The organism is Streptomyces sp. NPDC057002 (assembly GCF_042673825.1).
Taxonomy (GTDB): domain Bacteria; phylum Actinomycetota; class Actinomycetes; order Streptomycetales; family Streptomycetaceae; genus Streptomyces.
The window spans coordinates 500465-523245 of sequence record NZ_JBHURZ010000003.1 but is presented as its reverse complement, the minus strand read 5'-3'; the positions used below and the strand labels follow the sequence as shown (position 1 = coordinate 523245).

Genomic DNA, 22781 nt, shown 5'->3' with positions numbered 1-22781 from the left:
ACAAGGTGACCCACCATGCCCGCACCCACCCCCCGCACCGCACTCCTCGTCGGCGCCGCCGGCGGCATCCTCAAGGAGGTCTCCCGCGAGCTCGCCGAGGAGGGCCACACGCTGGTCCTGTTCGACCGGGACGCCGAGGCCGTCGGCCGGCTCGCCGAGGAGCTGGGCCGGATCACCAAGGTCGAGACCGTCGTCGGTGACATCACCGACATCCCGGCGGCGGAGCGCCAACTGACCGACATCGTCGACCGGTTCGCCCCGTCCATCCTCGTCAACGGCGTCGGCGGCGACACCCGCGTGATCGGCTACGCCGACCTCACCACCGACCACTTCGACGAGTCCTTCCTGGAGAACGTGGTCAGCAGCTGGATCGCGGTCAAGGTGTGCGCCCCGCGGATGGCCGCCGACGGCTACGGCCGCATCGTCAACTTCGCCTCGGCGGGCGGCCGTACGTACAGCCGCTTCAACAACGCCGCGTACGTCGCCGCCAAGGCCGCCGTCATCGGCATGACCAAGCAGCTGGCGTTCGAGCTGGCCCCGACCGGGGTCGTGGTCAACGTCGTCGCCCACGGGCCCATCGCCACCGAGCGGGTAGCCGGGGCGTTCGAGCGGCGCGACCCGGAGCAGCAGCAGGCCGTCCTGGCCAAGCTGCCGATGGGCCGGTACGGCACCGTCGCCGAGGCCGTCGGCAGCGTGCTGCACCTCTGCTCCGAGAGCGCCGGCTACTCGACCGGGTCCGTCATCGACATCAACGGCGGCATCTACATGTGAGTCCCGCCCGCACACCGTCCCACGCCCAGTGACACCGGAGGTAACCATGGCGAAGTTCGTCGTCGAGTTCGAGTACAACGTCGACCGTGCCGGCCGGGAGCATCTGCACCGCGCCCACACCGACTATCTGCGGGCCCTCACCGACAGCGGCGTACTGCTGCTCGCCGGGCCGCTCCAGGACATCAACGGTGGCCTGCTGATCTACGAGGCCGAGGACCGCGACCGCCTCCAGGAGGTCCTGGACGCCGAGCCCTACGTCAAGGGCGGCATCGTCTGCCGGGTTCGTATCCGGCAGTGGGCGCCGGGCAAGGGCACGTGGGCCGCGGCGTCGGAGAAAAAGGCCGCGGCCTGAGCCCTCCGCCCCTCCCCGTAATGAAGCAAGCCTCCCCGAAAGGACCGACTGACGTGCTCGTGACGCCAGTTCAGCAAACCCCCACCCCCCTGCGCCGGGAAGCCCTGCACGCCGGGATCGTCGATCCGGGCATGGACTCGATGCGGCTGCTCAGTGAGACGGCGATGAAGTTCCCCGAGGCGCTGTCGTTCTCGTCGGGGGCGCCCCACGACGGTACGCACAACCTCGCGAAGCTCTCGTACTACGTCGACCGGTACATCGCGCACCTGCGGGAGCAGGGGGTGCCCGAGCAGCGCGTCACCCGGCTGCACTTCCAGTACGGACCCGTCAACGGGTTCATCCAGGAAGAGGTCGCCCGCATGCTCGCCAAGGACGAGGACATCGATGTCGCGCCCGAGGCGATCATGATCACGCACGGCTTCCAGGAGGCGGCGCTCGTCGCCCTGCGGGGGCTGTTCCGGTCGCCCGACGACGTGCTGCTGTCCGTCTCCCCGGCGTACGTCGGCATTCGCGGCGCCGCCCGCATGCTGGACATTCCGGTCAAGGGCATCACCGAGGGGCCCCACGGGCTCGAACCGGAGGCCGTGGCCGCCGCCGTGCGTGCCGTGCGTGCCGAGGGCAAGCGGCCCGCCGCGCTCTACCTGGTCCCCGACTTCTCCAACCCGTCCGGCACGGTCGTACCGCTGGAGGCCCGGCGGCGGCTGCTCGAGCTGGCCGCCGAGGAGGGGTTCACCATCCTGGAGGACAACCCGTACGGGCTCTTCGCGAGCGACGAGGAGAGGCTGCCGACGCTCAAGGCGCTGGACACCCGCGGTGACGTCGTCTACCTCGGTTCCTTCGCCAAGTCCGCGTTCCCGGGCGCCCGCCTCGGCTATCTGGTCGGTGACCGGGAGGTCGTCGGCGACGACGGCACCCGGCGCACCCTCGCCCAGGAACTCTCCAAGGCCAAGGCGATGTTCACGGTCGGCTCGTCCTCGCTCTCCCAGGCCGCGATCGGCGGCATCCTCGTCGACGCCGGCTACGACCTGCGCTCCGCCACCCGTGACCTGGCCGCCGTCTACCAGGAGCGGCTCGCCGCCACCCTCGACGCCCTCGCCGAGCACTTCCCGCCCGAGCGGTACGCGGAGCACGGCGTGCGCTGGAACCGGCCGCGCGGCGGTTTCTTCCTGGTCGTCGAGGTGCCCTTCGAGGCCGACCTCGTCGCCATGGAACGGTCGGCCCGCGACTACGCGGTCAGCTGGGCGCCGATGAGCATGTTCCACCTCGACGGCAGCGGCGAACGCGCCCTGCGCCTGGGCTTCAGCAACCTCACCCCCGCCGCGATCCGCGAGGGCATCGCCCGCCTGGCCCGCTTCATCGAGGCCGAATCCACGTCCGAACCGGAGGCCACCTCATGAGCAACAGCCCCACACGCCCCGTGGCGGTGATCGTCGACGGCTACTCCGCCGGCAACTTCTACCCCGCCGCCTTCGCCGCGTACGGCACGGACGTCGTCCACGTCCAGTCCACCCCGGAGCTGATCCCGGCGATGGCACCGCCGGACCTGCCCGCCTACCGGGAGAACATCGCCGGACACGGCGACGAGAACGCCCTCGTCGAGCGGCTGCGCGCCCTCGCCCCCGTGTGCGTGATCGCCGGCCAGGAGTCGTCCGTGCCGCTCGCCGACCGGCTGAGCGAGGCGGTCGGCGTCCCCTCCAACGGCTCGGCGCTGTCCCCGGCCCGCCGCGACAAGTACGAGATGATCGAGACGCTGCGCCGCGCCGGGGTGCGCTGCGCGCGGCAGCTCAAGACCGACGACCTGGACGCGGCGGTCGGCTGGGCCGAGGAGCACGGCAGTTACCCGGTGGTCGTCAAACCGCTGAGCTCGGCGGCCTCCGACGGCGTCTTCGTCTGCGACGGCCCCGACGCGGTCCGCGCCGCCGCCCGGAGCGTCCTCGACGCCCCGAACATGTTCGGCCTCGCCAACACCGAGATCCTCGTACAGGCCTATCTCAAGGGCACCGAGTACATCGTCGACACCGTCAGCCGCGGCGGCGAGCGGTATGTCTGCGGGGTCTGGGAGTACGAGAAGACGCTGCTGCCGTCCGGCAAGAACATCTACAACCGCGACCTCCTCGCCGACCCGGACGACAACCCGGTGGTCGCCGAGCTCACCTCGTACGTCGACGAGGTCCTCGCCGCCCTCGGCGTCGCCTGGGGGCCGGCCCACGCCGAGGTCATCGTCACCGACGAGGGCCCCGTCCTGGTCGAGATCGGCACCCGCCTCAACGGCAACATCAACGCCCCCTTCCACGACGTGTGCCTCGGCCACAACCAGGCGGCGCTCACCGCGCAGGCGTACACCCGGCCCGAGGAGTTCCTCGCGGAGCACGCCGGACGGACGTACCGGAGGCTTCAGCCCGCCGTCGTCTACAACACCCCGACCGAGCTCGACGGTGTCGTCGACTCCGTCGACGAGACGGCCGTGGCGGAGATCCGCGGCCTGGAGAGCGTCTTCCTCGCGACGGTCAAGTACGCGCCCGGCGCCCGGATCAGGCCCACGGTCGACCTGCTGACCAGCTCGATGCGGGTGTTCCTCACGGCACCGGACGAGACGGCCCTGACGGCCGGCTACGAGAAGGTCCGCGCGCTCAAGGACGCGGTGTACCGGGTCGCCTGACCCCCACCCACTCCCTGCCCTGCCCTGCATTTGTTCTCTCTACTTGCTTCCCGGAGGTCTGTCATGCACAGCCGTATCGGTCTCTTCCTGTCCCCCGTCCACGAGACCGGCCAGGACCCGCACCTCGCGATCCGCCGCAACCTGGACCTCGTCGAGTACGTCGACGACCTCAACTTCGACGAGGCGTGGTTCGGCGAGCACCACACGCTGGGCTGGGGCCTGGTCGGGGCGCCCGAGACGCTGATAGCCGCCGCCTCCCAGCGCACCACCCAGATCAAGCTGGCCCACGGCGTCGTCCCGCTCTCCGGCCACCACCCCTTCCATGTGGCCAGCCGGGCGGTCCACCTCGACCACCTCACCCGCGGCCGGTACATCCTGGGCGTCGGCCCGGGCGTGCCCTTCGACGCGAAGATGTTCGGCCTGGAGCAGCCGGTGCAGCGCCGCCGCCTGGAGGAGGCCCTGCCGACGGTCCTCGAGCTGGTCAACGGCGACGAGCGGATCACCCAGCAGACGGACTGGTTCGATCTGCGCGACGCCAAGCTCCAGCTGCCGCGCTTCAGCCCGCAGGGCATCGAGGTCGCGGTCGCGACCTCCGGCACCTCGCAGTCCAGCCCGCGTCTGATCGGCCAGTACGGGCTGAGCATGACCTCGTTCGCGCTGCCCTTCGCCCTCCTCACGCCGGGTGCCCCCGCGCACATCAACCTGGCCCACCAGTGGAAGTACGCGGAGGAGGCCGCCGCCGAGCACGGGCAGACCCTGGACCGCGACAAGTGGCGTATCGCGCTGCCGGTGCATGTGGCCGAGACCCGCGAGGAGGCGTACGCCGACGTCCGCGAGGGCTACGACCGCTGGCTGTTCGAGTACTTCGGCAAGGCGGCCGGCCGTGAGGTCCTCAGCCCCGACGTGCCGCGCGAGAGGGCGCTGGAGGCCCGGGTCGAGGCGGGCGGCGCGCTCGTCGGCTCGGTGGACGACGTGGTCGCCGGCATCGAGCGGCTGCACGAGATCACCGGCGGCTTCGGCACGCTGCTCGTCTACGTCGCCGACTGGACGTCCTGGGAGAAGACCAACCGCAGCATGGAACTGCTGGCCCGCCATGTCGCCCCCCGCATCAACGGCTCGGCGGCCCGTCCGCAGGAGGCGGTGGACTTCGCGATCGCCAGCCGGAAGAAGTAGCGCGAGGGAGCGTCCTCGCCGAGCCCTCCGTATGTCACGCCAGGTCGGGCCGTTCCGTCGGCCCGGCCGTGCGTCCCACCCGATCGGAAAGAACTCATGCTGGAGCAACGCTCGTTCCGCGACATACTCGGCCGGTTCACCACGGGAGTGGTTCTGGTCACCGCCGACACGGCCGAAGGCCCCAAGGGCATGGCGGTCAACTCCTTCACCTCCGTCTCCCTCACCCCGCCGCTGGTCGCCCTGTGCGCCGCGGACACCTCCTCGACCTGGCCCGCGATCCGCGAGGCCGGCTCCTTCGCGGTCACGATCCTCGGCGACCAGCACGCGGAGCTGTGCCGCCTGTTCAGCGCCAAGGGCGCCGACCGCTTCGCCGCGGGCGCCTGGTCCACGACCCGGGCCGGGCACCCCATTCCCGCCGACGGTCTCGGCTGGCTGGACTGCCGTATCACCACGCTCCATCCGGCGGGCGACCACGAACTGGTCATCGCCGAGGCCCTGGAAGGCGCCCTGACGGCCCAGGCGGGCCCCCTGGTCTTCCACGCAGGCCGCTTCACGGCCCTGGCAGCGGCCTGACCCGTCTCTCTCCCGCCCCGGATCCCTCGGGGATACCCCCCGGATACGGCCCGACAGGACCCCGGCGCAGCTCCCTCCGGCGCCGGCCCGGGGACCGGCAACGGCCCGGCACCGGCCGCTCCGGCCCGGGTCCATCCATTGCACAAGCCAGGTCACCGCTACGGTCCAGCTCCGGCACCGAATCCAGCCCTCGCACAGGCCAGCCCGTGGGTACGGGACCAGCCCCGGCCCCGGATCCAGCCGCTGCACGGGCCAGGCCGTGGCCACGGGTCCGGCTTCGGCACCGGATCCAGCAGTTGCACCGGCCAGGCCGCCAGACGGGACGCGGCCCCCGTCGCTCACCATCCTCCGCCCTCTCTCCCCGACCGCCACCCGCCGAGCCGAGGCCACCGGCGTCCTCGGCCCGGCCTGAACGGCCGCGCCCCACCAGGGACCTGGCTCCGCCCGTCAGGGGCCCGGCCCGGTCCGCACGGCCCCGCCCCGGGACCCGACTCCGCACTCCGCCCCGCCCGGACCTGGCCCGGCCCGGGACCCGCCCCGGGACGCGTTCCTCGCGTCGACGCCCATGAGAAAGGCAACCCGCGTGTCCCACACCGATCCGATACCCAAGGCGCTCACCCTCCCCCTGCCGCCGGATGCCGGGCCGGAGGCCGACCTCCACTTCGTCCGGACCGCCCCGCGTCATCTCGTCGACCGCAGTGCCGTGGCAGAGGTGCTGATCACCGACTGGCGGCGGCTGGGCCCGGACGCGTTCCGGCTGGGCGCGCAGTGGCCGCGCGGGCACCACTTCTACGCACCCATCGCCGGTGCCTGGTACGACCCCCTGCTCACAGCGGAGTCGCTACGGCAGGCCTCCGTCCTGGTCGGGCAGACGTACTACGGCGTCCCGGCGGACCGTCACTTCACCATCGCCGAACTGGAGTTCGAGGTCGTGCCGGGTGTCATCCTGCTCGGCACCCGCCCCGCCGAGATGCGCCTGGAGGCCGCGGCCACGGACGTCCGGGGCGCCGATCGCCGCAACGGCCCCCCGACCGCACTCACCCTGGAGGCCGACCTGCTGCGCGGCGACGACTTCGCGGGCGCGGGACGGCTGACACTGCGCGTGTCCGCCCCGGGCCCCGCCGCAGGGGAGGGCGGCGGGTACCCGCCCCTGCCCGACCCCGTGCCGCCCGCAATCGTGGGCCGCCTCGACGAACGCGACGTCGTCCTCGGCGTCCCCCGCTCCGCCGCCGCCCGCCGGGGCCTGAACTGGGATCTGCGCATCGACCCCGGCCACCCGGTGCTCTTCGACCATCCCACCCACGAGGTCCCCGGCATGGTGCTCCTGGAGGCAGCCCGCCAGGCCGTTCAGGCGGCCTGCGCCCCGTACCGCGTACTCCCCGTGGAACTGCGCAGCGCCTTCCACTTCCCCCTGGCCCCGGACATCCCCTGCCGCATCTCCGCGACCAGGCTCCCCGCGCAGGACGCGAGCGAGGACGCCGCGGTCCGGGTCACCGCGTGGCAGTCCGGCCGGCTGGCCTTCGACAGCCTCGTGGTGGCGAGCCTGTGCGACTGATGACCGAGAAGACCGAAGGGGGACCGGCGGGATCCTCAGGACACTCCTAGGGCGTGGCGCGGCCGTCGTTCCCGCCCGGCTCGGGCTCTGCCAGTTGTTCTGTGCAGTAGGCCGTGACGTTCTTCTCGCCGCCCGCCGCCGCCACGAGACGCTGCCGGACCGTCGCGTTCAGGCCCTGGCCGTCTCCCCCGACCTCCTGGTAGTCGCGGCAGTCGGCCTCGGTGCCCTGGGCGGGGGCCGGGCGTTCGTCGTCCGCCGGGAAACCCGCCGCGCCGACCACGCCCATGGCGACACCGACCAGCATGAGACCGGCGAACAGCACGGAGAGCGTCGTCCGCGGGGACGGCACCGCGCGGCGCCGGTCCCGGAGCCCCCAGTCGTCCCGGCGGCGGGCGCGGCCGCGGTGGGTCCCGGCGTCCCGGGCGGCCCGGAACGCGGCCACGGCCCGCTGCTCGGCCTCGGCGTCGACACCGTCCCGGACGAGGGAGGCGACGATCAGCGCCTCGACCTCGGCGTCGGACAGGGCGGGACGGGAACGACGGCCGGGAAGCCCGCCACCGCTCTGCCGTTCAGCCATGTCCGATTCCGTCCCTGCTCGATCCACTCGCCCGCCCGGCTCGCCGGGCCTCACCAGTACGGCCCGCTCGTCCGGCCTGTTCAGGACGGAGCGACCGCGCGGTCCCGTCAGCCCCGCCGGAGAAGCTGAGCATCGTTCACGTCGACTCCCCCAGCGTCCGGGGAGTCTCATCCGTCACACCGTCCGCGCCCAGCTGCCGGGCGAGGCGCTTCAGCCCCCGGTGCGCGGCCGTGCGTACCGCGCCCGGCCGCTTGCCCAGGACGCGCGCGGCGGCCGGGCCGTCGAGGCCGACCACGACGCGCAGCAGCACGGCCTCGGCCTGGTCGCGGGGCAGCCCGCGGACCAGCTCCAGGGCGTGCTCGGTGGACAGGGCCTCCAGCGCCTGGTCGTGCGTGCTCTGCGGCCCGGGCAGGTCCAGGACGTCCTGTTCCAGCACGGCCGGCCGGGGCCGTACCCGCTGCCGGCGCAGATGGTCCAGCGCCCGGTGCCGGGCGATGGTCGCCGTCCAGCCGCGGAAACCGGCCCCGTCGCCCTGGAACCGCCCCAGATCCCGGGCGATCTCCAGCCAGGCGTCGGACGCCACGTCCTCCGCGTCGTCCCCGACCAGGCCGCGCAGATAGCCGAGCAGGCCGGGCTGCACGAGCCGGTAGGCGACCGCGAAGGCCGCCTCGTCGCCCTGCTGGGCCCGCGCGACGGCCGCGCCCAGTTCCCCGTCGTACGCCTGCATGCGCCGGGGCGCCGCTCCCTGACCCACGTACCGTCCCTGTCCGTACCGAGTGCGCGCCCTCCCGTACCACGCCCCCACGGTGATCAGCGCCGGTGCGGACGGAAGTGTCACAGCGCGTCAGGCGCTTCGGGTCCGGCCCCCGTTCGGGTCAACCCGACCCGCCGTCCTCGGGAGCGCCGGCCCGCGGAGGTTTGGGCCAAGTGACGTACCGGGGAGCTCTGCACGCGATGCTTCCGCCCCACGAAAGGCGAGCGCCGTATGCCATCTCCCCTCCTGCGCACCGCCGTCGCCACCGCTCTGGCCCTCGGTGCCCTCGGTCTGGCCCAGCCCGCCCGGGCCTCGTCCTCGGACGGCGTGTACACCGTCCGGGTGCCGGACGGTGATCCGCACAAGCGGTCCCTCGCCCCGCGCACCACCGAGCCGTTCAGCATGGTCGGTGTCACCTGGGCGGACCCGGACGCCGCCCTGGACGGCACCGCGTTCGTGCGCACCCGCTCCCGCGAGAGCGGCGAGTGGAGCGCGTGGCGGGCACTGGACACCGATGTGCGCATGCCCGAGAGCGGCCCCGACCGCGACCACGCCGGGGTGCGCGGCGGCACCCAGCCGCTGTGGACCGGGCCCTCGGACGGCGTCCAGGTGCGCGTCTCGGGCGGGCGGCTGCCCAAGGGGCTGCGCGTCGAACTGGTCGACCCCGACGGCGGGTCGGACGCCGTGCACACCTCGGTCGTCGAACCCGGCGCGCCCCAGCCCGGTGCCGTCGAACCGGCACCCGGAGCGCCCCTGGCCGGCCGCCCCGCCGTGACGTCACGCTCCGCCTGGGGCGCCGACGAGTCCCTGGTGAAGGACCCGCCCACCTACACCACCGGCACCCAGGCGATGTTCGTCCACCACACGGCGGGCACCAACGACTACACCTGCTCCCAGTCGGCGTCGGTCGTGCGCGGGGTGTTCCTCTACCACGTGCAGAGCAACGGCTGGAACGACATCGGCTACCACTTCCTCGTCGACAAGTGCGGGACCGTCTTCGAGGGCCGTGCGGGCGGCATCGACAAGCCCGTCCTCGGCGCGCACACCTACGGTTTCAACACCGCCACCAGCAGCGTGTCCGTGCTCGGCGACTACTCCACGGCGACCACCAACGCGGCGGTGCGCGAGTCGGTCGCCAAGGTGGCGGCCTGGAAGCTCGGCCTGTACGGCCTCGACCCGGCCGGGACCGTGGTGCTGACCTCCGGTGCGGACAACGGCAAGTACCAGGCGGGCCAGAAGGTCACGCTCAACCGCGTCTCCGGGCACCGCGACGGCTCCCCGACGGAATGCCCCGGGCAGAACCTCTACGACGACCTGCCCAAGATCCGCGCCCTCGCCGCGAAGGCGGGCACGCTCGTCGCGCCACAGCCACAGCCGCAGCCGCAGCCGCAGCCGCAATCGGAACCTGGGCAGGGAACGGAGCCGGCACCCCAACCGGCGACGGAGTGGGTACCGGAGTCGGAATGGGAGCTCGCCGAGCTGGGGATCGAGGGCGTGCTGGCGCGCTGACGCTACTGCCGGGGCGCCGTGCCCGCCGCGTCCCGGCACAGCAGCCGCAGCGATCCGTGACCGCCGTAGCAGCGGCGGGCCTCGTCGATCGGGTCCCAGAGGCGCCCGTCGGGGGTGCGGATCCAGTGGTCGCCGCCGGTGGCCCACCACTCGGCCCCGGTCTCACGTGCCATCACCTCACCGGCATAGGCCCCGAACCCGCGCAGCACCTCCTCCACGGCCGCGTAGGGCGCTCCTTCCCGCCGTATTTCCTCGATCATGCGGTCGATGCTCCACAGACTCTGTGCCGAGTAGTCGAGGCGCAGTCGTGCTCCCTCGCGCATCGTCGCCACCGTGTCCGCCGCCCACCGCAGCGGCTTCGCAGCCGCCGATGGCCTGGTCTCCTGCTGAGTCGTCACACCCCTTCAATGCGCTGCCGGGCGGCGTTTCGTCACGCGAAATCGGCGACTTCCCGGAAGTGGCGCAGGACCGCCCCACCTCGGCCTTACGACAGTCACAGGACTCTCGCAGGAACGGGGTTTAGGCCGGTCAGGGTCCCTGGCGCTCAGCTCCGTTGCCGGGTCCGGCGGGACACCACCGCGCGCAGCACCCGCCGTCCCTCGGTCGACACCTCCAGCGCCCGCCGCAGCCCGGCCTGCCCGTGTCCGGCCAGGACCTCCAGGACGGTGACCTGGCGGCGCAGTTCGGCGGCGACGAGCGGCGACATGCCCTCCGTACGGCCCTGGCGACGGGTGTCGACCGAGGAGGCGTCGTCCGGGGCGGTGTCGAGGAGGCGGTGGATCTGCAGGGAGGCGACGGAACAAGCGTCGGCCCACACCCGCACATCGGCGGCGGAGCGCTCCGCGGGAGCGGCTTCGAGCATCCGGTGGGCGAGCGCGACCGCCTCGTCGCCGTCACCCGTGACGTCCAGCTTCCCGCGCGCCTGCTCAAGACCGTCACCCCAGTCGCCGGCACCGGCGTCGTCGGTGAGGCTCGCCCACAGGGGCCGCAGGATCTCGTCGTCACCGCCCAGCAGGGGCACACACCGATCCAAACAAGCCAGGCCGCTCGCGGCCAGCCCGCGTTCGTCGGCCTGTGCGATCAACTCCACCAGGCTCATCCACGCCTCCCTCCGCGGGCCTTCTCCGGGGCCCTACCAGGCCGCTACCAGCCCTCACCCCTCACGGAACCCGCACTTCCCCTTACTGCGTGCGACGGCCCCGGAGTGTCACAGGGGCACCACGCCCAGTCTGTCGAGGAAGCGGAACAAAAGGTTTTCGGCCAGGGGATCAGGGTCTGAAGTCAGTACGTCCACAAGCGCGTCGGCGTTCACTTCGTGTCCGGCTTCGGCGGCCCAGCGCACCGCGCGCTCGGCGGCGTCACGGGGCTCCAGGAAGTAGTCCTCCAGTGTGAGGCCCTCCCGGTCCGCGCCTAAGTAGCCGGCCATCGCGGTCCGCGCGAGGCAGGTCGTCCACGCCCCGCTCTCCGGGGCCGCGGCCTCCAGCACCACGCAGTCGCTGTTCATGACGTACCCGAACAGCGCGGGCGCCCCGGTCTCCCGGGCCAGGTCGTTCATGTTCCCGACGTCGCCCTCGCCGCTCGGGTACTCCCACAGCTGCCATCCGCCGGGCGCCGAGGTGTGCGGCGTCATACCGCCCTCGGCCCCCGTCAGCGCGGCCAGCTCCGCCAGCGGCTGCTCCGCTCTGCCCACGACGAAGTAACCCCAGTAGCCCATCTTCCGGTTCCCCCCGGCATATTCGATTCGACTGGCGTCAGAAGACCACCACAGTCGCACGGGAGTTCGCAGCCGTATGGGCCAATTCGTGCGGAGTCAGCCGAGCCTGTCCGCCAGCGCCCGGAACTCCGCCCAGGACAGCTCGGGCCTGTCCGGGTCCCACAGCTTCTGGACGGTCGCCCGCAGCGGCATCCGGATCCCGGCCGCCACCTGGTCCTGGGTCTGAGAGTTCGCGAGGTCGCACCAGACGGCGAGGTTCCCGCCGAGGATCTGGCCGTCGTAGCGCTCCGGCACGGCCGCGGTGCCGCGCAGCACCCGTGGCGTCCACTGCTCGTAGATCCGCTGCCCCGTCGGATAGACGAAGGTCTGCGGCTCGCCGAGCACGTAGTACAGGAACTCGTCGTTGTAGTTGATCACCTTCCGGCCCGCCTCCAGATACTCCAGGGGCTCCCGGGCACCGATCTCCTTGCCGGTCCAGTAGGCGACCTGGATGTCCTTGTCGGCTTCGACGGACGTGCCGCGGAAGAAGCCGTCGTTCCACGCGCGCGGGGTGCGGTCGTGCTCGCGGACGGTGGCGGCCCGGTCGTTGAGCCAACCGGTGGTGAGGTCGGCGACCGTGGCACCGGCGCCGTACTTCTGCTGCGCCGCGGCGGCCAGCTGCGGGAACGCCGCCTCCGGGTCGGAGCGGACCAGCGCCTGGTACTCGTCGGCCCCGAGGTGCCAGGGCTTGCCGGGGAAGAGCTCCGCGTACTCGTTCAGCAGCTCGTCGACGATCTCGGCGCTCTCGGGCTTGGAGATGTCGATGGCGCCCTGCACCGCCGACCCCTGCGCGGTGCGCAGCTGGAGGTCGGGGTGGGCACGGAGGACCGCCCCCAGGTGCCCGGGCGAGTCGATCTCGGGCACGACGGTGATGTGCCGGCTCTCCGCGAGGTCGATGATCTTCCGCACCTGCGCCTTGGTCAGATGCGGCTGGGACACGATCTCCGGCTGCGTGTCGGACTCGATCCGGAAGCCCTGGTCGTCGGAGAAGTGCAGGCCCAGCTGGTTGAACTTCAGATCGCCCAGCTCCCGGACCCGGTCCTCGATCCAGCCGGCCGTGAAGTTCTTGCGCGCGATGTCCAGCATGAACCCGCGCTGCGGCTTGGCCGGCTCGTCCCGCACCACGCCCTCGGGCGCCGTCCCGCCGTCGCTCGTCTCCTGCTTGAGCGTGCGGGTGCCGTAGAAGACGCCCGCTTCGGCGGGCCCGGTGATCTCCGTGCGCCCGTCACGCACGGTCATGACGTACGACTCCGGGTTGGCCTTCTTGTCACCGCCGAGCGCCAGCCGCAGGTCCCCGGCGCGCCGGTCGTCCTTCTCGCCCGCGTACGTCAGCCCCAGCTCGCCCGCGACCAGCCGTCCCTCGTCGGCCAGCGCCGCGTCGGCCACGACCACGCGGTTGCCGCTCTCGGGCTGCCAGCCCGGGCCGCGCGCCGGCTCGTGGTCGCGCACGGCGGGGATCGTCCGCGGTGCCTTGGACAGGGCGTAGGAGCGGCTCGGACTGGGGCTGCTCTCCGGCGAGGTGCCCTGCGGGGCGGCAGCGGTCCGGCCCTCGGAGGGTCTGGCCTCCGTCCCCGTGGACCCGCCGTCGCCGTCCGAGGCCGCCCAGAGCCCCAGACTCACCCCGGCCGCGACCATGACCAACGCGACGGCCATGGCCACGACCAGCACTGGCCGCTGTTTCACCTGCTTCGCCGTATCCCGGCGCCTGTGCTGACTCACACGGCCAACCTAAAACCCGACGGCGCCCGGCGCGCGTCCGGGCGCGTCCACCACACGTTCCGAAACTCTCTCCCCCGGGTGAAATTCGGGCATCCGTCGGACACGTCTCGGTCGCACTCGATAGCGTGACGTCACATCTCTCACACCTTGCCCTGCCGACACACGTGACGCCCACGAGGACCCACGCTGCCTGCGCACCGCCTCCCAGACCTCCCCGGCCGAGCAGCCATACCGGTGGAGCACTTCAACGCAGCCTCCGCGCAGGAGCTGGAGCGGACCCTCCTCACCTGCCTGCGCAGCCACCGCTGGTCCCGGCGGGTCGCGGAACACCGCCCCTACCCGGACCTGGCCTCCCTGCTCGCCGCCTCCGACGAGGCGGCGTACGACCTGGCCTGGGGCGACCTCACGGAAGCCCTGGCGGCCGAGCCCCTGCCCGCCCTCCCGTCGGACACCTACGCCGCGGCCCACACGGCCCTCAGCGCGGCCTACGCCGCCTACGAGGCCCGCTTCGGCCATGTGTTCGTCATCTGCCTGGACGGCCTGCCCCCGGGCGAGGTCCTGGACCACCTCCTGGAAGCCATCCGATCACGATTGACCAACGATCCCGAGGAGGAGCGGGCAGTGGTGGCCGACGAACTCCGCCGCCTGGCACAGGAACGGCTGGTCGACGCCCTCAGGGGCGCGGAGCTGTAGTCGATTTGCGGCTACCGCCGCGTGGGCGCGACAAGCCACAACGGCGCCGCACCCGGCAGATAACGGGAAATCACACCCCAGAAGCCGCCGAGGCTAGCCCGTACGCATGCCAGTTTGATCACACAGCCAGACCCCGGCGCAGCCCAGCGGCAGCGCATCGCTACGATGCTGGGGGCCGGTGGACCGTACCCGGCCGGGCCCGACCGACACACCAAGCCGGCGCGGCCCCAATCCCCGCTCCCGGAGGAAACTTCCGTGCCGGCTGGAACGCTGTACCGCGGCCGGGAAGGAATGTGGTCCTGGGTGGCTCATCGAGTCACCGGCGTCCTCATCTTCTTCTTCCTGTTCGTTCACGTGCTGGACACCGCCCTCGTCCGCGTGTCCCCTGAGGCCTACGACACGGTCGTGGCCACGTACAAGACGCCGATCGTCGCGCTGCTGGAGTACGGCCTCGTCGCCGCCATCCTCTTCCATGCGCTCAACGGCCTGCGTGTCATCGCCGTCGACTTCTGGATCAAGGGCGCCCGGTACCAGAAGCAGATGCTCTGGACCGTCGTCGCCCTGTGGGTCGTGCTGATGCTCGGGGCGATCTACCCCGTCCTCGGCCACGCCGCTCGTGAACTGTTCGGGAGCTGACGCCAATGTCCACGACTGACAAGACCGCCGCGGGCGTCGGCCCCGTCGAGGGCGGCGCCGTCTACACCGTCGACAACCCGGCCCCCTTCATCGAGGCCCCGCGCCAGCGCACCAAGAAGACCCCGAAGTCCACGCGGGGCAACTTCGAGCTGGCCGCCTGGCTGTTCATGCGCCTGTCCGGCGTGGTGCTGGTCGTGCTGGTCCTCGGCCACCTGCTGATCCAGCTCGTGCTGGACGGCGGCGTGTCGAAGATCGGCTTCGCCTTCGTGGCGGGCCGCTGGGCGAGCCCCTTCTGGCAGGTCTGGGACCTGCTGATGCTGTGGCTCGCGATGCTGCACGGCGCCAACGGCCTGCGCACGGTCATCAACGACTACGCGGAGCGCGCGAACACCCGGCTGTGGCTCAAGGGCCTGCTCTACACCGCCACGGTGTTCACCATCCTGCTGGGCACGCTGGTGATCTTCACCTTCGACCCGAACATCCGCTAGGCACGGGGCTGCGAGAATCATGAAGATCCACAAGTACGACACCGTCATCGTCGGCGCCGGTGGCGCGGGCATGCGCGCCGCCATCGAGTCGACGAAGCGCAGCCGCACCGCGGTGCTGACCAAGCTGTACCCCACCCGCTCCCACACGGGCGCCGCGCAGGGCGGCATGGCCGCCGCGCTGGCCAACGTGGAGGAGGACAACTGGGAGTGGCACACCTTCGACACGGTCAAGGGCGGTGACTACCTGGTCGACCAGGACGCCGCCGAGATCCTGGCGAAGGAGGCCATCGACTCGGTCCTCGACCTGGAGAAGATGGGCCTGCCGTTCAACCGCACGCCGAACGGCACCATCGACCAGCGCCGCTTCGGCGGTCACAGCCGTAACCACGGCGAGGCCCCGGTCCGCCGCTCCTGCTACGCGGCCGACCGCACCGGCCACATGATCCTCCAGACGCTGTACCAGAACTGCGTCAAGGAGGGCGTGGAGTTCTACAACGAGTTCTACGTCCTGGACCAGCTCATCACCGAGGTCGACGGCGTCAGGAAGTCGGCCGGTGTGGTGGCGTACGAGCTCGCCACCGGCGAGATCCACGTCTTCCAGGCGAAGTCCGTGGTCTACGCGTCCGGCGGCTGCGGCAAGTTCTTCAAGGTGACGTCCAACGCGCACACGCTGACGGGCGACGGCCAGGCGGCGGTCTACCGCCGCGGTCTGCCGCTGGAGGACATGGAGTTCTTCCAGTTCCACCCGACCGGCATCTGGCGGATGGGCATCCTGCTGACGGAGGGCGCCCGTGGTGAGGGCGGCATCCTCCGCAACAAGGACGGCGAGCGCTTCATGGAGAAGTACGCGCCGGTCATGAAGGACCTCGCGTCCCGTGACGTCGTGTCCCGCTCCATCTACACGGAGATCCGGGAAGGCCGCGGCTGCGGCCCCGAGGGCGACCACGTCTACCTGGACCTGACGCACCTCCCGCCGGAGCAGCTGGACGCGAAGCTCCCGGACATCACGGAGTTCGCCCGCACCTACCTCGGCATCGAGCCCTACACGGACCCGATCCCGATCCAGCCCACGGCCCACTACGTCATGGGCGGCATCCCCACGAACGTCGAGGGTGAGGTCCTGTCGGACAACACCACCGTCGTCCCCGGCCTGTACGCGGCCGGCGAGGTCGCCTGTGTGTCCGTGCACGGCGCCAACCGCCTCGGCACCAACTCGCTGCTGGACATCAACGTGTTCGGCAAGCGCGCGGGCATCGCCGCCGCGGAGTACGCGCAGACGGCGGAGTTCGTCGAGCTGCCGGAGAACCCGGCGGAGCTCGTGATCGAGCAGGTGGAGCGACTGCGTGACTCCACCGGCACCGAGCGCGTGACGGCGATCCGCCGGGAACTGCAGGAGACCATGGACGCCAACGTCATGGTGTTCCGCACCGAGCAGACGATCAAGACGGCGGTCGAGAAGATCGCGGAGCTGCGCGAGCGGTTCAAGAACGTGTCGATCCAGGACAAGGGCAAGCGGTTCAACACGGACCTGCTGGAGGCCATCGAGCTGGGCAACCTGCTGGACCTCGCCGAGGTCATGGCGGTCTCCGCGCTCGCCCGCAAGGAGTCCCGCGGCGGTCACTACCGCGAGGACTACCCGAACCGCGACGACGTCAACTTCATGCGGCACACCATGGCGTACCGCGAGGTCGGCGCCGACGGTTCCGAAACCGTCCGTCTCGACTACAAGCCGGTCGTCCAGACCCGCTACCAGCCGATGGAGCGTAAGTACTGATGGCTACCCCTGTTGTGGACAAGGCGGAAGCGGCCGGCCAGCCCGAGCCCGGCTTCGCCGACTCCCCCTACATCACCGTCACCTTCCGGGTCCGCCGCTTCAACCCGGAGGTCTCGGCCGAGGCGACCTGGGAAGACTTCCAGCTGGAGATCGACCCCAAGGAGCGCGTCCTCGACGCCCTCCACAAGATCAAGTGGGATGTCGACGGCACGCTGACGTTCCGCCGCTCCTGCGCGCACGGCATCTGCGGCTCCGACGCCATGCGGATCAACGGCAAGAACCGCCTCGCGTGCAAGACGCTGATCAAGGACATCAACCCCGAGAAGCCGATCACGGTCGAGGCCATAAAGGGCCTCACGGTCCTGAAGGACCTCGTGGTCGACATGGAGCCGTTCTTCCAGGCGTACCGCGACGTGATGCCCTTCCTCATCACGAAGGACACGAACGAGCCGACGCGTGAGCGGCTTCAGTCGGCCGAGGACCGCGAGCGCTTCGACGACACCACGAAGTGCATCCTCTGCGCGGCCTGCACCACGTCGTGCCCGGTCTTCTGGAACGACGGCCAGTACTTCGGCCCGGCGGCCATCGTCAACGCGCACCGCTTCATCTTCGACTCGCGTGACGAGGCCGGCGAGCAGCGCCTGGAGGTCCTCAACGACCGCGACGGCGTCTGGCGCTGCCGCACGACCTTCAACTGCACGGACGCCTGCCCGCGCGGGATCGAGGTCACGAAGGCGATCGCGGAGGTGAAGCGAGCGCTGATCACGCGCCGCTTCTGAGACCGCGTTCCGCAGTCCTTCGAGGGCCCCGTTTCCGCTGAGAACGGGGCCCTCGGGCATATGCCACACCATCGGGTGAAGGAGGCTGAGAGGGACGCTCAGGGGGCGTCCGACCTACGATGATGCTCTCGACACCAGCCACGGGAGGCACCTGATGTCCGCTGCAGCCGTCGAGCGGCCTTACGGAAAGCGTCCGCTGATCGCGGAGGCCAACCGGCTCATGGATCGCAACCCGGGCTACCGAGTCGAGATCATCGGAGGCCAGATCCTCGTGTCCCCACCTCCCGACGGCCCTCACGGCGATGTGATGACCGACCTGACGCTGCCTTTCATCGCGGCCGGCCTCCACGGGACGGAGTCACGACTGATCCAGGGCATCGGCCTCTGGTTGCCGACCGGGACGGAGGACTACGCGATCCCGGACTTGTCCCTGGTGGACGCCGATTACCGGGACCACCTCATCGAGAACAACTGCTACGACCCCGTCTGCTTCCGCATGGTCCTGGAGGTCACCTCCAGCAACTACCGGACCGATCTGCGCACCAAGGTCACCGCGTACGCGGAGGCGAAGGTCCCGGTCTATGTCATCGTCGACCGCAAACACCAGCGCCTCCACGTCCTCACGGCCCCCGCCGGGGACAAGTACGAGAACCACCGTCCCCATGCCCCCGGCGAACTCGTCACACTCCCCGACACCATCGGCGCCGAGGTCACCCTCGATGTCGCCGCGATCTTGAAGGCGGGACAGCCGGAAACGAGCGACTGAGTCACAACTGGCTCAGGATCGTGGGGTCCGTGATCTTCGTGTCCGCCGCCAGGAGCATCGCCTTGCTCAGGATGACCGCCAGCATGCGGTCGCCCTCGAAGGGGAGGTAGCCCGTCCCCGGGGCGGTCGGGTCGGGCTTCGGGACGATGCACAGGTACTGGTCGTTTCGGAGACCAGGCCGCACAGGGCGAGATGGCGGCAGCGGGCCTCGGTGTCGTCACCGGCCTGGCCGAAGCGGTCGGCCAGGGCGTGCAGCAGGTCACGGCGCCGGTCGGCCGGCAGGTCACGGAGCTGGTCGAGCACCCGCTCCCAGCCGCCGCCCCAGGTGCCGCGGCTGGAGTCCCCATGACCCGCAGCGCCTCGTCGGCGACCCGGCCCATGTCGCCGTCCTCGATCTTGTTGCGCAGCCGGTCCGTGTGCGACCGGGGCGTCCGGAAGGCGCTCATCAGCCACCCACCAGGGGCACGAGCTTCAGGAAGGTGACCTCGGTGCCCAGCGGCAGCTCGATCTCCTCGTCCGGGTCCGTGATCTGACGGTCCCCCACCAGCACCAGGAAGCCGTTCCCCCCGAAGGCGCGCAGGGCCAGGGCCGTCTGCGCCTCGGGGTCGATGCGGCGGGGTGTGCGCACCGCGTACCCGTTCAGCACGCGCTCGGTGTCCTCGGGCTGGACGAGCCCCTGGAACACCTCGGGTGTACGGGCGTTGTACTCGGCGACCTCCTGGAAGACCCGGCGCCGGATCAACTCCCGTGCGGTCAGCCGCTCCTCGGCGATCTCCAGCCCCCAGGCCGTCCGCCGCTCCCCCGCTGTCGTCTCGTCGACGAACGTCACGATTGCCATGCCGACGACAGTACGAGCCACCACTGACAATCACCGCGCCCGCATGTTGAACGCGTTCAAAAAAGGGTCTACAGTCTTCCTCGACAGCGTTTTGAACGTGTTCAAGAAGGGTGGGGCAATGGACCGCACGGTCATCGCCTACGTCATCTACCTGCTGGTCAGCGTCGGGTTGACCATCTGGGTGGCTCGCACGCTCAGCCGGAACGGGAAGGTCTTCCTCGCCGATGTGCTGCACGGCAACGAGAAGCTCGCTGACGCCGTCAACCACCTTCTGGTGGTCGGCTTCTATCTCGTCAACCTCGGGTTCGTCGCGCTGTATCTGAGCGGCGACGAGACCATCACCGACACGCGCGGCGTCTTCGAGGCCCTGTCGACCAAGCTCGGCGTGGTGCTGCTGGTGCTCGGCGTGATGCACCTGGCCAACGTCTATGTGCTGAACCGGATCCGGCGGCGGGGCGTGATGGAGCGGGAGCAGGTTCCGCCCGTGCCGCCGCAGGGCTGGGCGGCCCCGTCCGCCCGGGCCTGAGCGGAGGCCCGGGTGAACGCCACCGCACCGGTCCGCCGGCTCACCGTCCTGTACGACGCCGAGTGCTCCCTGTGCGCGTTCCTGCGCGACTGGCTCCTGCGGCAGCCCCAGCTGGTGCCGCTCGAGCTGGTCCCGGCCGCCTCCGAGGAGGCCCGGCGGCGCTTTCCCGGACTGGACCACGGCGCCACCCTCGACGAGATCACCGTCGTCGGCGACGCCGGGCAGGTCTACCTCGGGCCCGCCGCCTGGATCGTCACCCTGTGGGCGCTGCGCGAGCACCGGCCGCTCGCCCACCGGCTGAGCACCCCGTCCGGCGCCCTGCTCGCCAAGGGCGCGGTGCTCGCCGCCGCCAAGTGGCGCGGGGGACAGTGGCACCAGGGGCCGCGGGGCGGGGCACAGTGGGGCGGGCGGGTGTACCGGCGCGCGGACGGGTGGGCGTACGACCCGGACGCCGGCTGGTCCTACACCGCGCCGGGCTGCGCCGACGGCACCTGCGCCCCTCGGTAGCCGCACCGGTGCTGACGTTAGGCTCTCTTCCCGTGTCCGCGAAGAACGACGGCCCCGACGACGGCGCCACCCCCACGAAGTCCGAACAGACCCGCGCCCTGATCCTGGAGACGGCCATGCGGCTGTTCCAGGAGCGCGGCTACGACAAGACGACGATGCGGGCCATCGCCCAGGAGGCCGGGGTCTCCGTCGGCAACGCGTACTACTACTTCGCGGGCAAGGAGCACCTGATCCAGGGCTTCTACGACCGGATCGCCGCCGAGCACCAGGTGGCGGTCCGGGAGATCCTGGACCGGGAGACCGACCTGGAGGCACGGCTCGCGGGTGTCCTGCGGACCTGGCTGGACATCGCCGCGCCCTACCACGAGTTCGCGGTGCAGTTCTTCAAGAACGCCGCCGACCCGGACAGCCCGCTCAGCCCCTTCTCCCCCGAGTCGGAGCACGCGCGCGTGGAGGCCATCAGCGTCCACCGGGAGGTGCTGGCCGGGGCGACGAAGACGAAGGTGCCCGAGGAACTGCGGGACATCCTGCCCGAGTTGATGTGGCTGTCCCAGATGGGGCTCGTCCTGTACTGGATCTTCGACCGTACGGAGGGGCGGGAGCGCAGCTACCGGCTCGCCGAGCGGGGTGCCCGGCTCACCGCGCGCGGCGTCGCCCTGGCCCGCTTCCGCGTGCTGCGGCCGCTGGTGCGGGAGGTGCACGAGCTGTTCACGGACTTCCTGCCGGGGATGACCCGGGCGATCCCGGACCCGGCGGCGCGCCGCACCGAGTCCTAGGACACCCGCCGCCTCAGAGCCGTGTGAGGCTCCAGAGGCGGAAGACGCCCGTGCCGTCCGAGAGGTACTGGCCGCCGCCGATGTCCTCGGTGGTGACGACGTACTCCTTCGCCTGCCACAGCGGGAGCACCGGCACGTCCTGTGCGACGGTCTGCTGCACCTCGCGGAAGTCCCGGTCGGCCTCGCCGCGGTCGGCGTAGCGCTGGCTGTCCTTGATGAGCCGGTCCACGGTCTTGCTGCTGTAGCCGGTGTTCATGGCGCTGCCGGTGCCGACGAGCGCGGCGCCGAAGGTGTCCGGATCGGGGAAGTCGGCGACCCAGCCGACGGCGTACGCGTCGAGCTTTCCGGTCGCCCACCGCTTCTGGAAGTCGGTCCACTCGTAGCCCTGGAGAGTGACCTTGAACAGTCCGCTCGACTCCAGCTCCCGTTTGATCTCGGCGCCCTCCTGGGCACCGGCACCGCGGCCCTTGGCGTAGCCGTAGGTGATGCGGACGGGCAGGGTGACGCCGGCTTTGGTGAGCGACTGCCGTGCCTTCTTCGCGTCCTTCCCGGGATAGTCGTCGAAGAACGAGGCGGTGTGGCCGGTGATGCCCGCCGGGATCAGGGAGTACAAGGGGTCGACGGTGCCGTCGTAGACGGTGGCCGCCAGTCGCTCGCGGTCGATCAGCCAGGCCATGGCCCGGCGGACCTCGGGCTTGTGCAGGGGCTTGCCCGCGCGGGTGTTGAAGTACAGGTTGCGGGTCTCGGAGCCGTCCGCCTCGAAGACGCGCTGCGCCGGGTCGCTCGGGTTGAGGCTCGCGAGGACCTGGGGCGGCAGCTGGCGGGTCGCGACCTCGACCTGCCTGTCCTTCCAGGCGGTGTCGAGGGCGTCGGGGGTGCCGTAGTAGCGCAGCTCGACGGAGCGGCCCGCGCCGCCCTTGACGGCGCCCTGGTAGTGGGCGTTGGGCGCGAGGACCGCCTCGGCGTTCTTCGTGTAGGAGGTGAGGGTGTACGGGCCGGTGCCGTCGACACCGTTGTCGGTGCGCAGCTTGCCGGCCGGGTACGCGGTGTGGTCGACGATCGAGCCGGCGCCGGTGGCCACCTTGAACGGGAAGGTCGCGTCGGGCGAGGACAGGTGGAAGGTGACGGTCAGCCCGTCGGCGCTGACGGAACCCAGGGTGTCGAGCAGGGGCGCCGGGCCGACGGGCGACTTGATCCGCAGGATCCGGTCGAAGGAGTACTTCACGTCCTCGGCGGTCATCGTCCGACCGCTCGGGAAGGTGAGGCCGGAGCGCAGGTCGCAGCGGTACGTCGTCAGGTCGCCGCCGGCGAACGCGCAACTCTTGGCCGCGTCCGGTACGGGTGCGGTGCCGCCCGGCGTGAAGGTGAGCAGCGACTGGAAGACGTTGCTGAACAGCGCCCAGGAGCCGGCGTCGTAGGCGCCGGCCGGGTCGAGCGAGGTGACGGCGTCCGTCGTGCCCACCGTGATGGCCTTGCCGTCGCTCTTCGACGGCAGGAACTGCCAGGCGCCCACGCCCACGGCGGCCAGGACGAGCAGCCCCGCGAGTATCCGCATGCGAACCGATCGCATCGGCCCTTGCCCTCCCCGGGCCCTTTGGGCCCT

The 22781-nt window shown here is 71.2% G+C and carries 26 protein-coding genes; 17 read left to right on the top strand and 9 right to left on the bottom strand.

Annotation, left to right across the window (positions count from 1 at the left end):
- The first annotated feature begins 15 nt into the window (after positions 1-15).
- From ACFT32_RS16890 to ACFT32_RS16860, 7 genes are all read left to right on the top strand, one after another.
- Positions 16-771: an SDR family NAD(P)-dependent oxidoreductase gene (locus ACFT32_RS16890; RefSeq protein WP_382489629.1), complete on the top strand. Its 756-nt coding sequence runs from the start codon at positions 16-18 to the stop codon at positions 769-771.
- 46 nt (positions 772-817) lie between these two features.
- Positions 818-1123 (top strand): YciI family protein, encoded by a 306-nt coding sequence (locus ACFT32_RS16885; protein WP_382489628.1) that lies wholly within the window; start codon positions 818-820, stop codon positions 1121-1123.
- A gap of 53 nt (positions 1124-1176) precedes the next feature.
- Positions 1177-2520, top strand: a complete 1344-nt coding sequence (locus ACFT32_RS16880; protein ID WP_382489626.1) for a PLP-dependent aminotransferase family protein — start codon at positions 1177-1179, stop codon at positions 2518-2520.
- Positions 2517-3782, top strand: coding sequence for an ATP-grasp domain-containing protein (locus ACFT32_RS16875; RefSeq protein WP_382489624.1), 1266 nt, complete (start codon positions 2517-2519; stop codon positions 3780-3782). The genes ACFT32_RS16880 and ACFT32_RS16875 overlap by 4 nt, the downstream gene beginning before the upstream one ends.
- A 63-nt stretch (positions 3783-3845) precedes the next feature.
- Complete coding sequence (locus ACFT32_RS16870) at positions 3846-4955, top strand: LLM class flavin-dependent oxidoreductase (protein ID WP_189722831.1); 1110 nt, start codon at positions 3846-3848, stop codon at positions 4953-4955.
- A gap of 96 nt (positions 4956-5051) precedes the next feature.
- Positions 5052-5528 (top strand): flavin reductase family protein, encoded by a 477-nt coding sequence (locus ACFT32_RS16865; protein ID WP_382489622.1) that lies wholly within the window; start codon positions 5052-5054, stop codon positions 5526-5528.
- A 583-nt stretch (positions 5529-6111) separates the two neighbouring features.
- Entirely contained in the window at positions 6112-7083 is a 972-nt protein-coding gene (locus ACFT32_RS16860) for a ScbA/BarX family gamma-butyrolactone biosynthesis protein (protein WP_382489620.1), read from the top strand.
- A 46-nt stretch (positions 7084-7129) separates the two neighbouring features.
- On the opposite strand, the gene ACFT32_RS16855 is transcribed toward ACFT32_RS16860, so the two are convergent.
- Entirely contained in the window at positions 7130-7660 is a 531-nt protein-coding gene (locus ACFT32_RS16855) for a hypothetical protein (RefSeq protein WP_382489619.1), read from the bottom strand.
- A 136-nt stretch (positions 7661-7796) separates the two neighbouring features.
- A complete protein-coding gene (locus ACFT32_RS16850) occupies positions 7797-8414 on the bottom strand; it encodes an RNA polymerase sigma factor (RefSeq protein WP_382489617.1) in 618 nt (205 codons plus the stop codon).
- A 231-nt stretch (positions 8415-8645) separates the two neighbouring features.
- Between ACFT32_RS16850 and ACFT32_RS16845 the strand changes: the two genes are divergently transcribed.
- On the top strand, positions 8646-9923 hold the full coding sequence (locus tag ACFT32_RS16845) for a peptidoglycan recognition protein (protein ID WP_382489615.1): 1278 nt from the start codon (positions 8646-8648) through the stop codon (positions 9921-9923).
- A gap of 2 nt (positions 9924-9925) precedes the next feature.
- Here the strand turns inward: ACFT32_RS16845 and ACFT32_RS16840 are convergent, their stop codons facing one another.
- The 4 genes from ACFT32_RS16840 to ACFT32_RS16825 all read right to left on the bottom strand — a co-directional run bounded on the left by ACFT32_RS16840 (position 9926) and on the right by ACFT32_RS16825 (position 13311).
- Entirely contained in the window at positions 9926-10321 is a 396-nt protein-coding gene (locus ACFT32_RS16840; protein ID WP_382489613.1) for a hypothetical protein, read from the bottom strand.
- Between the two features lie 146 nt (positions 10322-10467).
- Positions 10468-11022 (bottom strand): hypothetical protein, encoded by a 555-nt coding sequence (locus ACFT32_RS16835; protein ID WP_382489610.1) that lies wholly within the window; start codon positions 11020-11022, stop codon positions 10468-10470.
- Positions 11023-11130: 108 nt separating this feature from the next.
- On the bottom strand, positions 11131-11637 hold the full coding sequence (locus ACFT32_RS16830; protein ID WP_382489609.1) for a hypothetical protein: 507 nt from the start codon (positions 11635-11637) through the stop codon (positions 11131-11133).
- A gap of 96 nt (positions 11638-11733) precedes the next feature.
- Positions 11734-13311 (bottom strand): glycoside hydrolase family 20 protein, encoded by a 1578-nt coding sequence (locus tag ACFT32_RS16825; protein WP_382490724.1) that lies wholly within the window; start codon positions 13309-13311, stop codon positions 11734-11736.
- A 318-nt stretch (positions 13312-13629) separates the two neighbouring features.
- On the opposite strand from ACFT32_RS16825, the gene ACFT32_RS16820 reads away from it, so the two are divergent.
- From ACFT32_RS16820 to ACFT32_RS16795, 6 genes are all read left to right on the top strand, one after another.
- Positions 13630-14088 (top strand): 2-oxo-4-hydroxy-4-carboxy-5-ureidoimidazoline decarboxylase, encoded by a 459-nt coding sequence (locus tag ACFT32_RS16820; protein ID WP_382489608.1) that lies wholly within the window; start codon positions 13630-13632, stop codon positions 14086-14088.
- Positions 14089-14343: 255 nt separating this feature from the next.
- A complete protein-coding gene (gene sdhC / locus ACFT32_RS16815; protein ID WP_031107855.1) occupies positions 14344-14724 on the top strand; it encodes a succinate dehydrogenase, cytochrome b556 subunit in 381 nt (126 codons plus the stop codon).
- 5 nt (positions 14725-14729) lie between these two features.
- The gene (locus tag ACFT32_RS16810) at positions 14730-15212 is read left to right on the top strand and encodes a succinate dehydrogenase hydrophobic membrane anchor subunit (RefSeq protein WP_031107857.1); all 483 of its coding nucleotides are present in this window, start codon (positions 14730-14732) and stop codon (positions 15210-15212) included.
- Positions 15213-15231: 19 nt separating this feature from the next.
- On the top strand, positions 15232-16986 hold the full coding sequence (gene sdhA / locus ACFT32_RS16805; RefSeq protein WP_382489606.1) for a succinate dehydrogenase flavoprotein subunit: 1755 nt from the start codon (positions 15232-15234) through the stop codon (positions 16984-16986).
- On the top strand, positions 16986-17765 hold the full coding sequence (locus ACFT32_RS16800; protein ID WP_215119176.1) for a succinate dehydrogenase iron-sulfur subunit: 780 nt from the start codon (positions 16986-16988) through the stop codon (positions 17763-17765). The genes sdhA and ACFT32_RS16800 overlap by 1 nt, the downstream gene beginning before the upstream one ends.
- Before the next feature lie 154 nt (positions 17766-17919).
- Positions 17920-18531, top strand: coding sequence for a Uma2 family endonuclease (locus tag ACFT32_RS16795; RefSeq protein WP_382489604.1), 612 nt, complete (start codon positions 17920-17922; stop codon positions 18529-18531).
- 1 nt (position 18532) lies between these two features.
- On the opposite strand, the gene ACFT32_RS16790 is transcribed toward ACFT32_RS16795, so the two are convergent.
- Together ACFT32_RS16790 and ACFT32_RS16785 are read right to left on the bottom strand one after the other, a co-directional pair.
- A complete protein-coding gene (locus tag ACFT32_RS16790; RefSeq protein ID WP_382490767.1) occupies positions 18533-18715 on the bottom strand; it encodes a hypothetical protein in 183 nt (60 codons plus the stop codon).
- A 261-nt stretch (positions 18716-18976) separates the two neighbouring features.
- Positions 18977-19369 carry a hypothetical protein gene (locus tag ACFT32_RS16785; RefSeq protein ID WP_382489602.1) on the bottom strand — a complete coding sequence of 131 codons (393 nt, stop codon included), beginning with the start codon at positions 19367-19369 and terminating at the stop codon, positions 18977-18979.
- Between the two features lie 118 nt (positions 19370-19487).
- Between ACFT32_RS16785 and ACFT32_RS16780 the strand changes: the two genes are divergently transcribed.
- The 3 genes from ACFT32_RS16780 to ACFT32_RS16770 are packed head-to-tail and all read left to right on the top strand — an operon-like array spanning position 19488 to position 21178.
- Entirely contained in the window at positions 19488-19895 is a 408-nt protein-coding gene (locus ACFT32_RS16780; RefSeq protein ID WP_382489600.1) for a hypothetical protein, read from the top strand.
- Between the two features lie 12 nt (positions 19896-19907).
- Entirely contained in the window at positions 19908-20402 is a 495-nt protein-coding gene (locus ACFT32_RS16775) for a thiol-disulfide oxidoreductase DCC family protein (protein WP_382489598.1), read from the top strand.
- A 32-nt stretch (positions 20403-20434) separates the two neighbouring features.
- A complete protein-coding gene (locus tag ACFT32_RS16770) occupies positions 20435-21178 on the top strand; it encodes a TetR/AcrR family transcriptional regulator (protein WP_382489596.1) in 744 nt (247 codons plus the stop codon).
- A 13-nt stretch (positions 21179-21191) separates the two neighbouring features.
- Here the strand turns inward: ACFT32_RS16770 and ACFT32_RS16765 are convergent, their stop codons facing one another.
- Positions 21192-22748, bottom strand: coding sequence for an ABC transporter substrate-binding protein (locus ACFT32_RS16765; RefSeq protein ID WP_382489594.1), 1557 nt, complete (start codon positions 22746-22748; stop codon positions 21192-21194).
- Between the last annotated feature and the right edge of the window lie 33 nt (positions 22749-22781).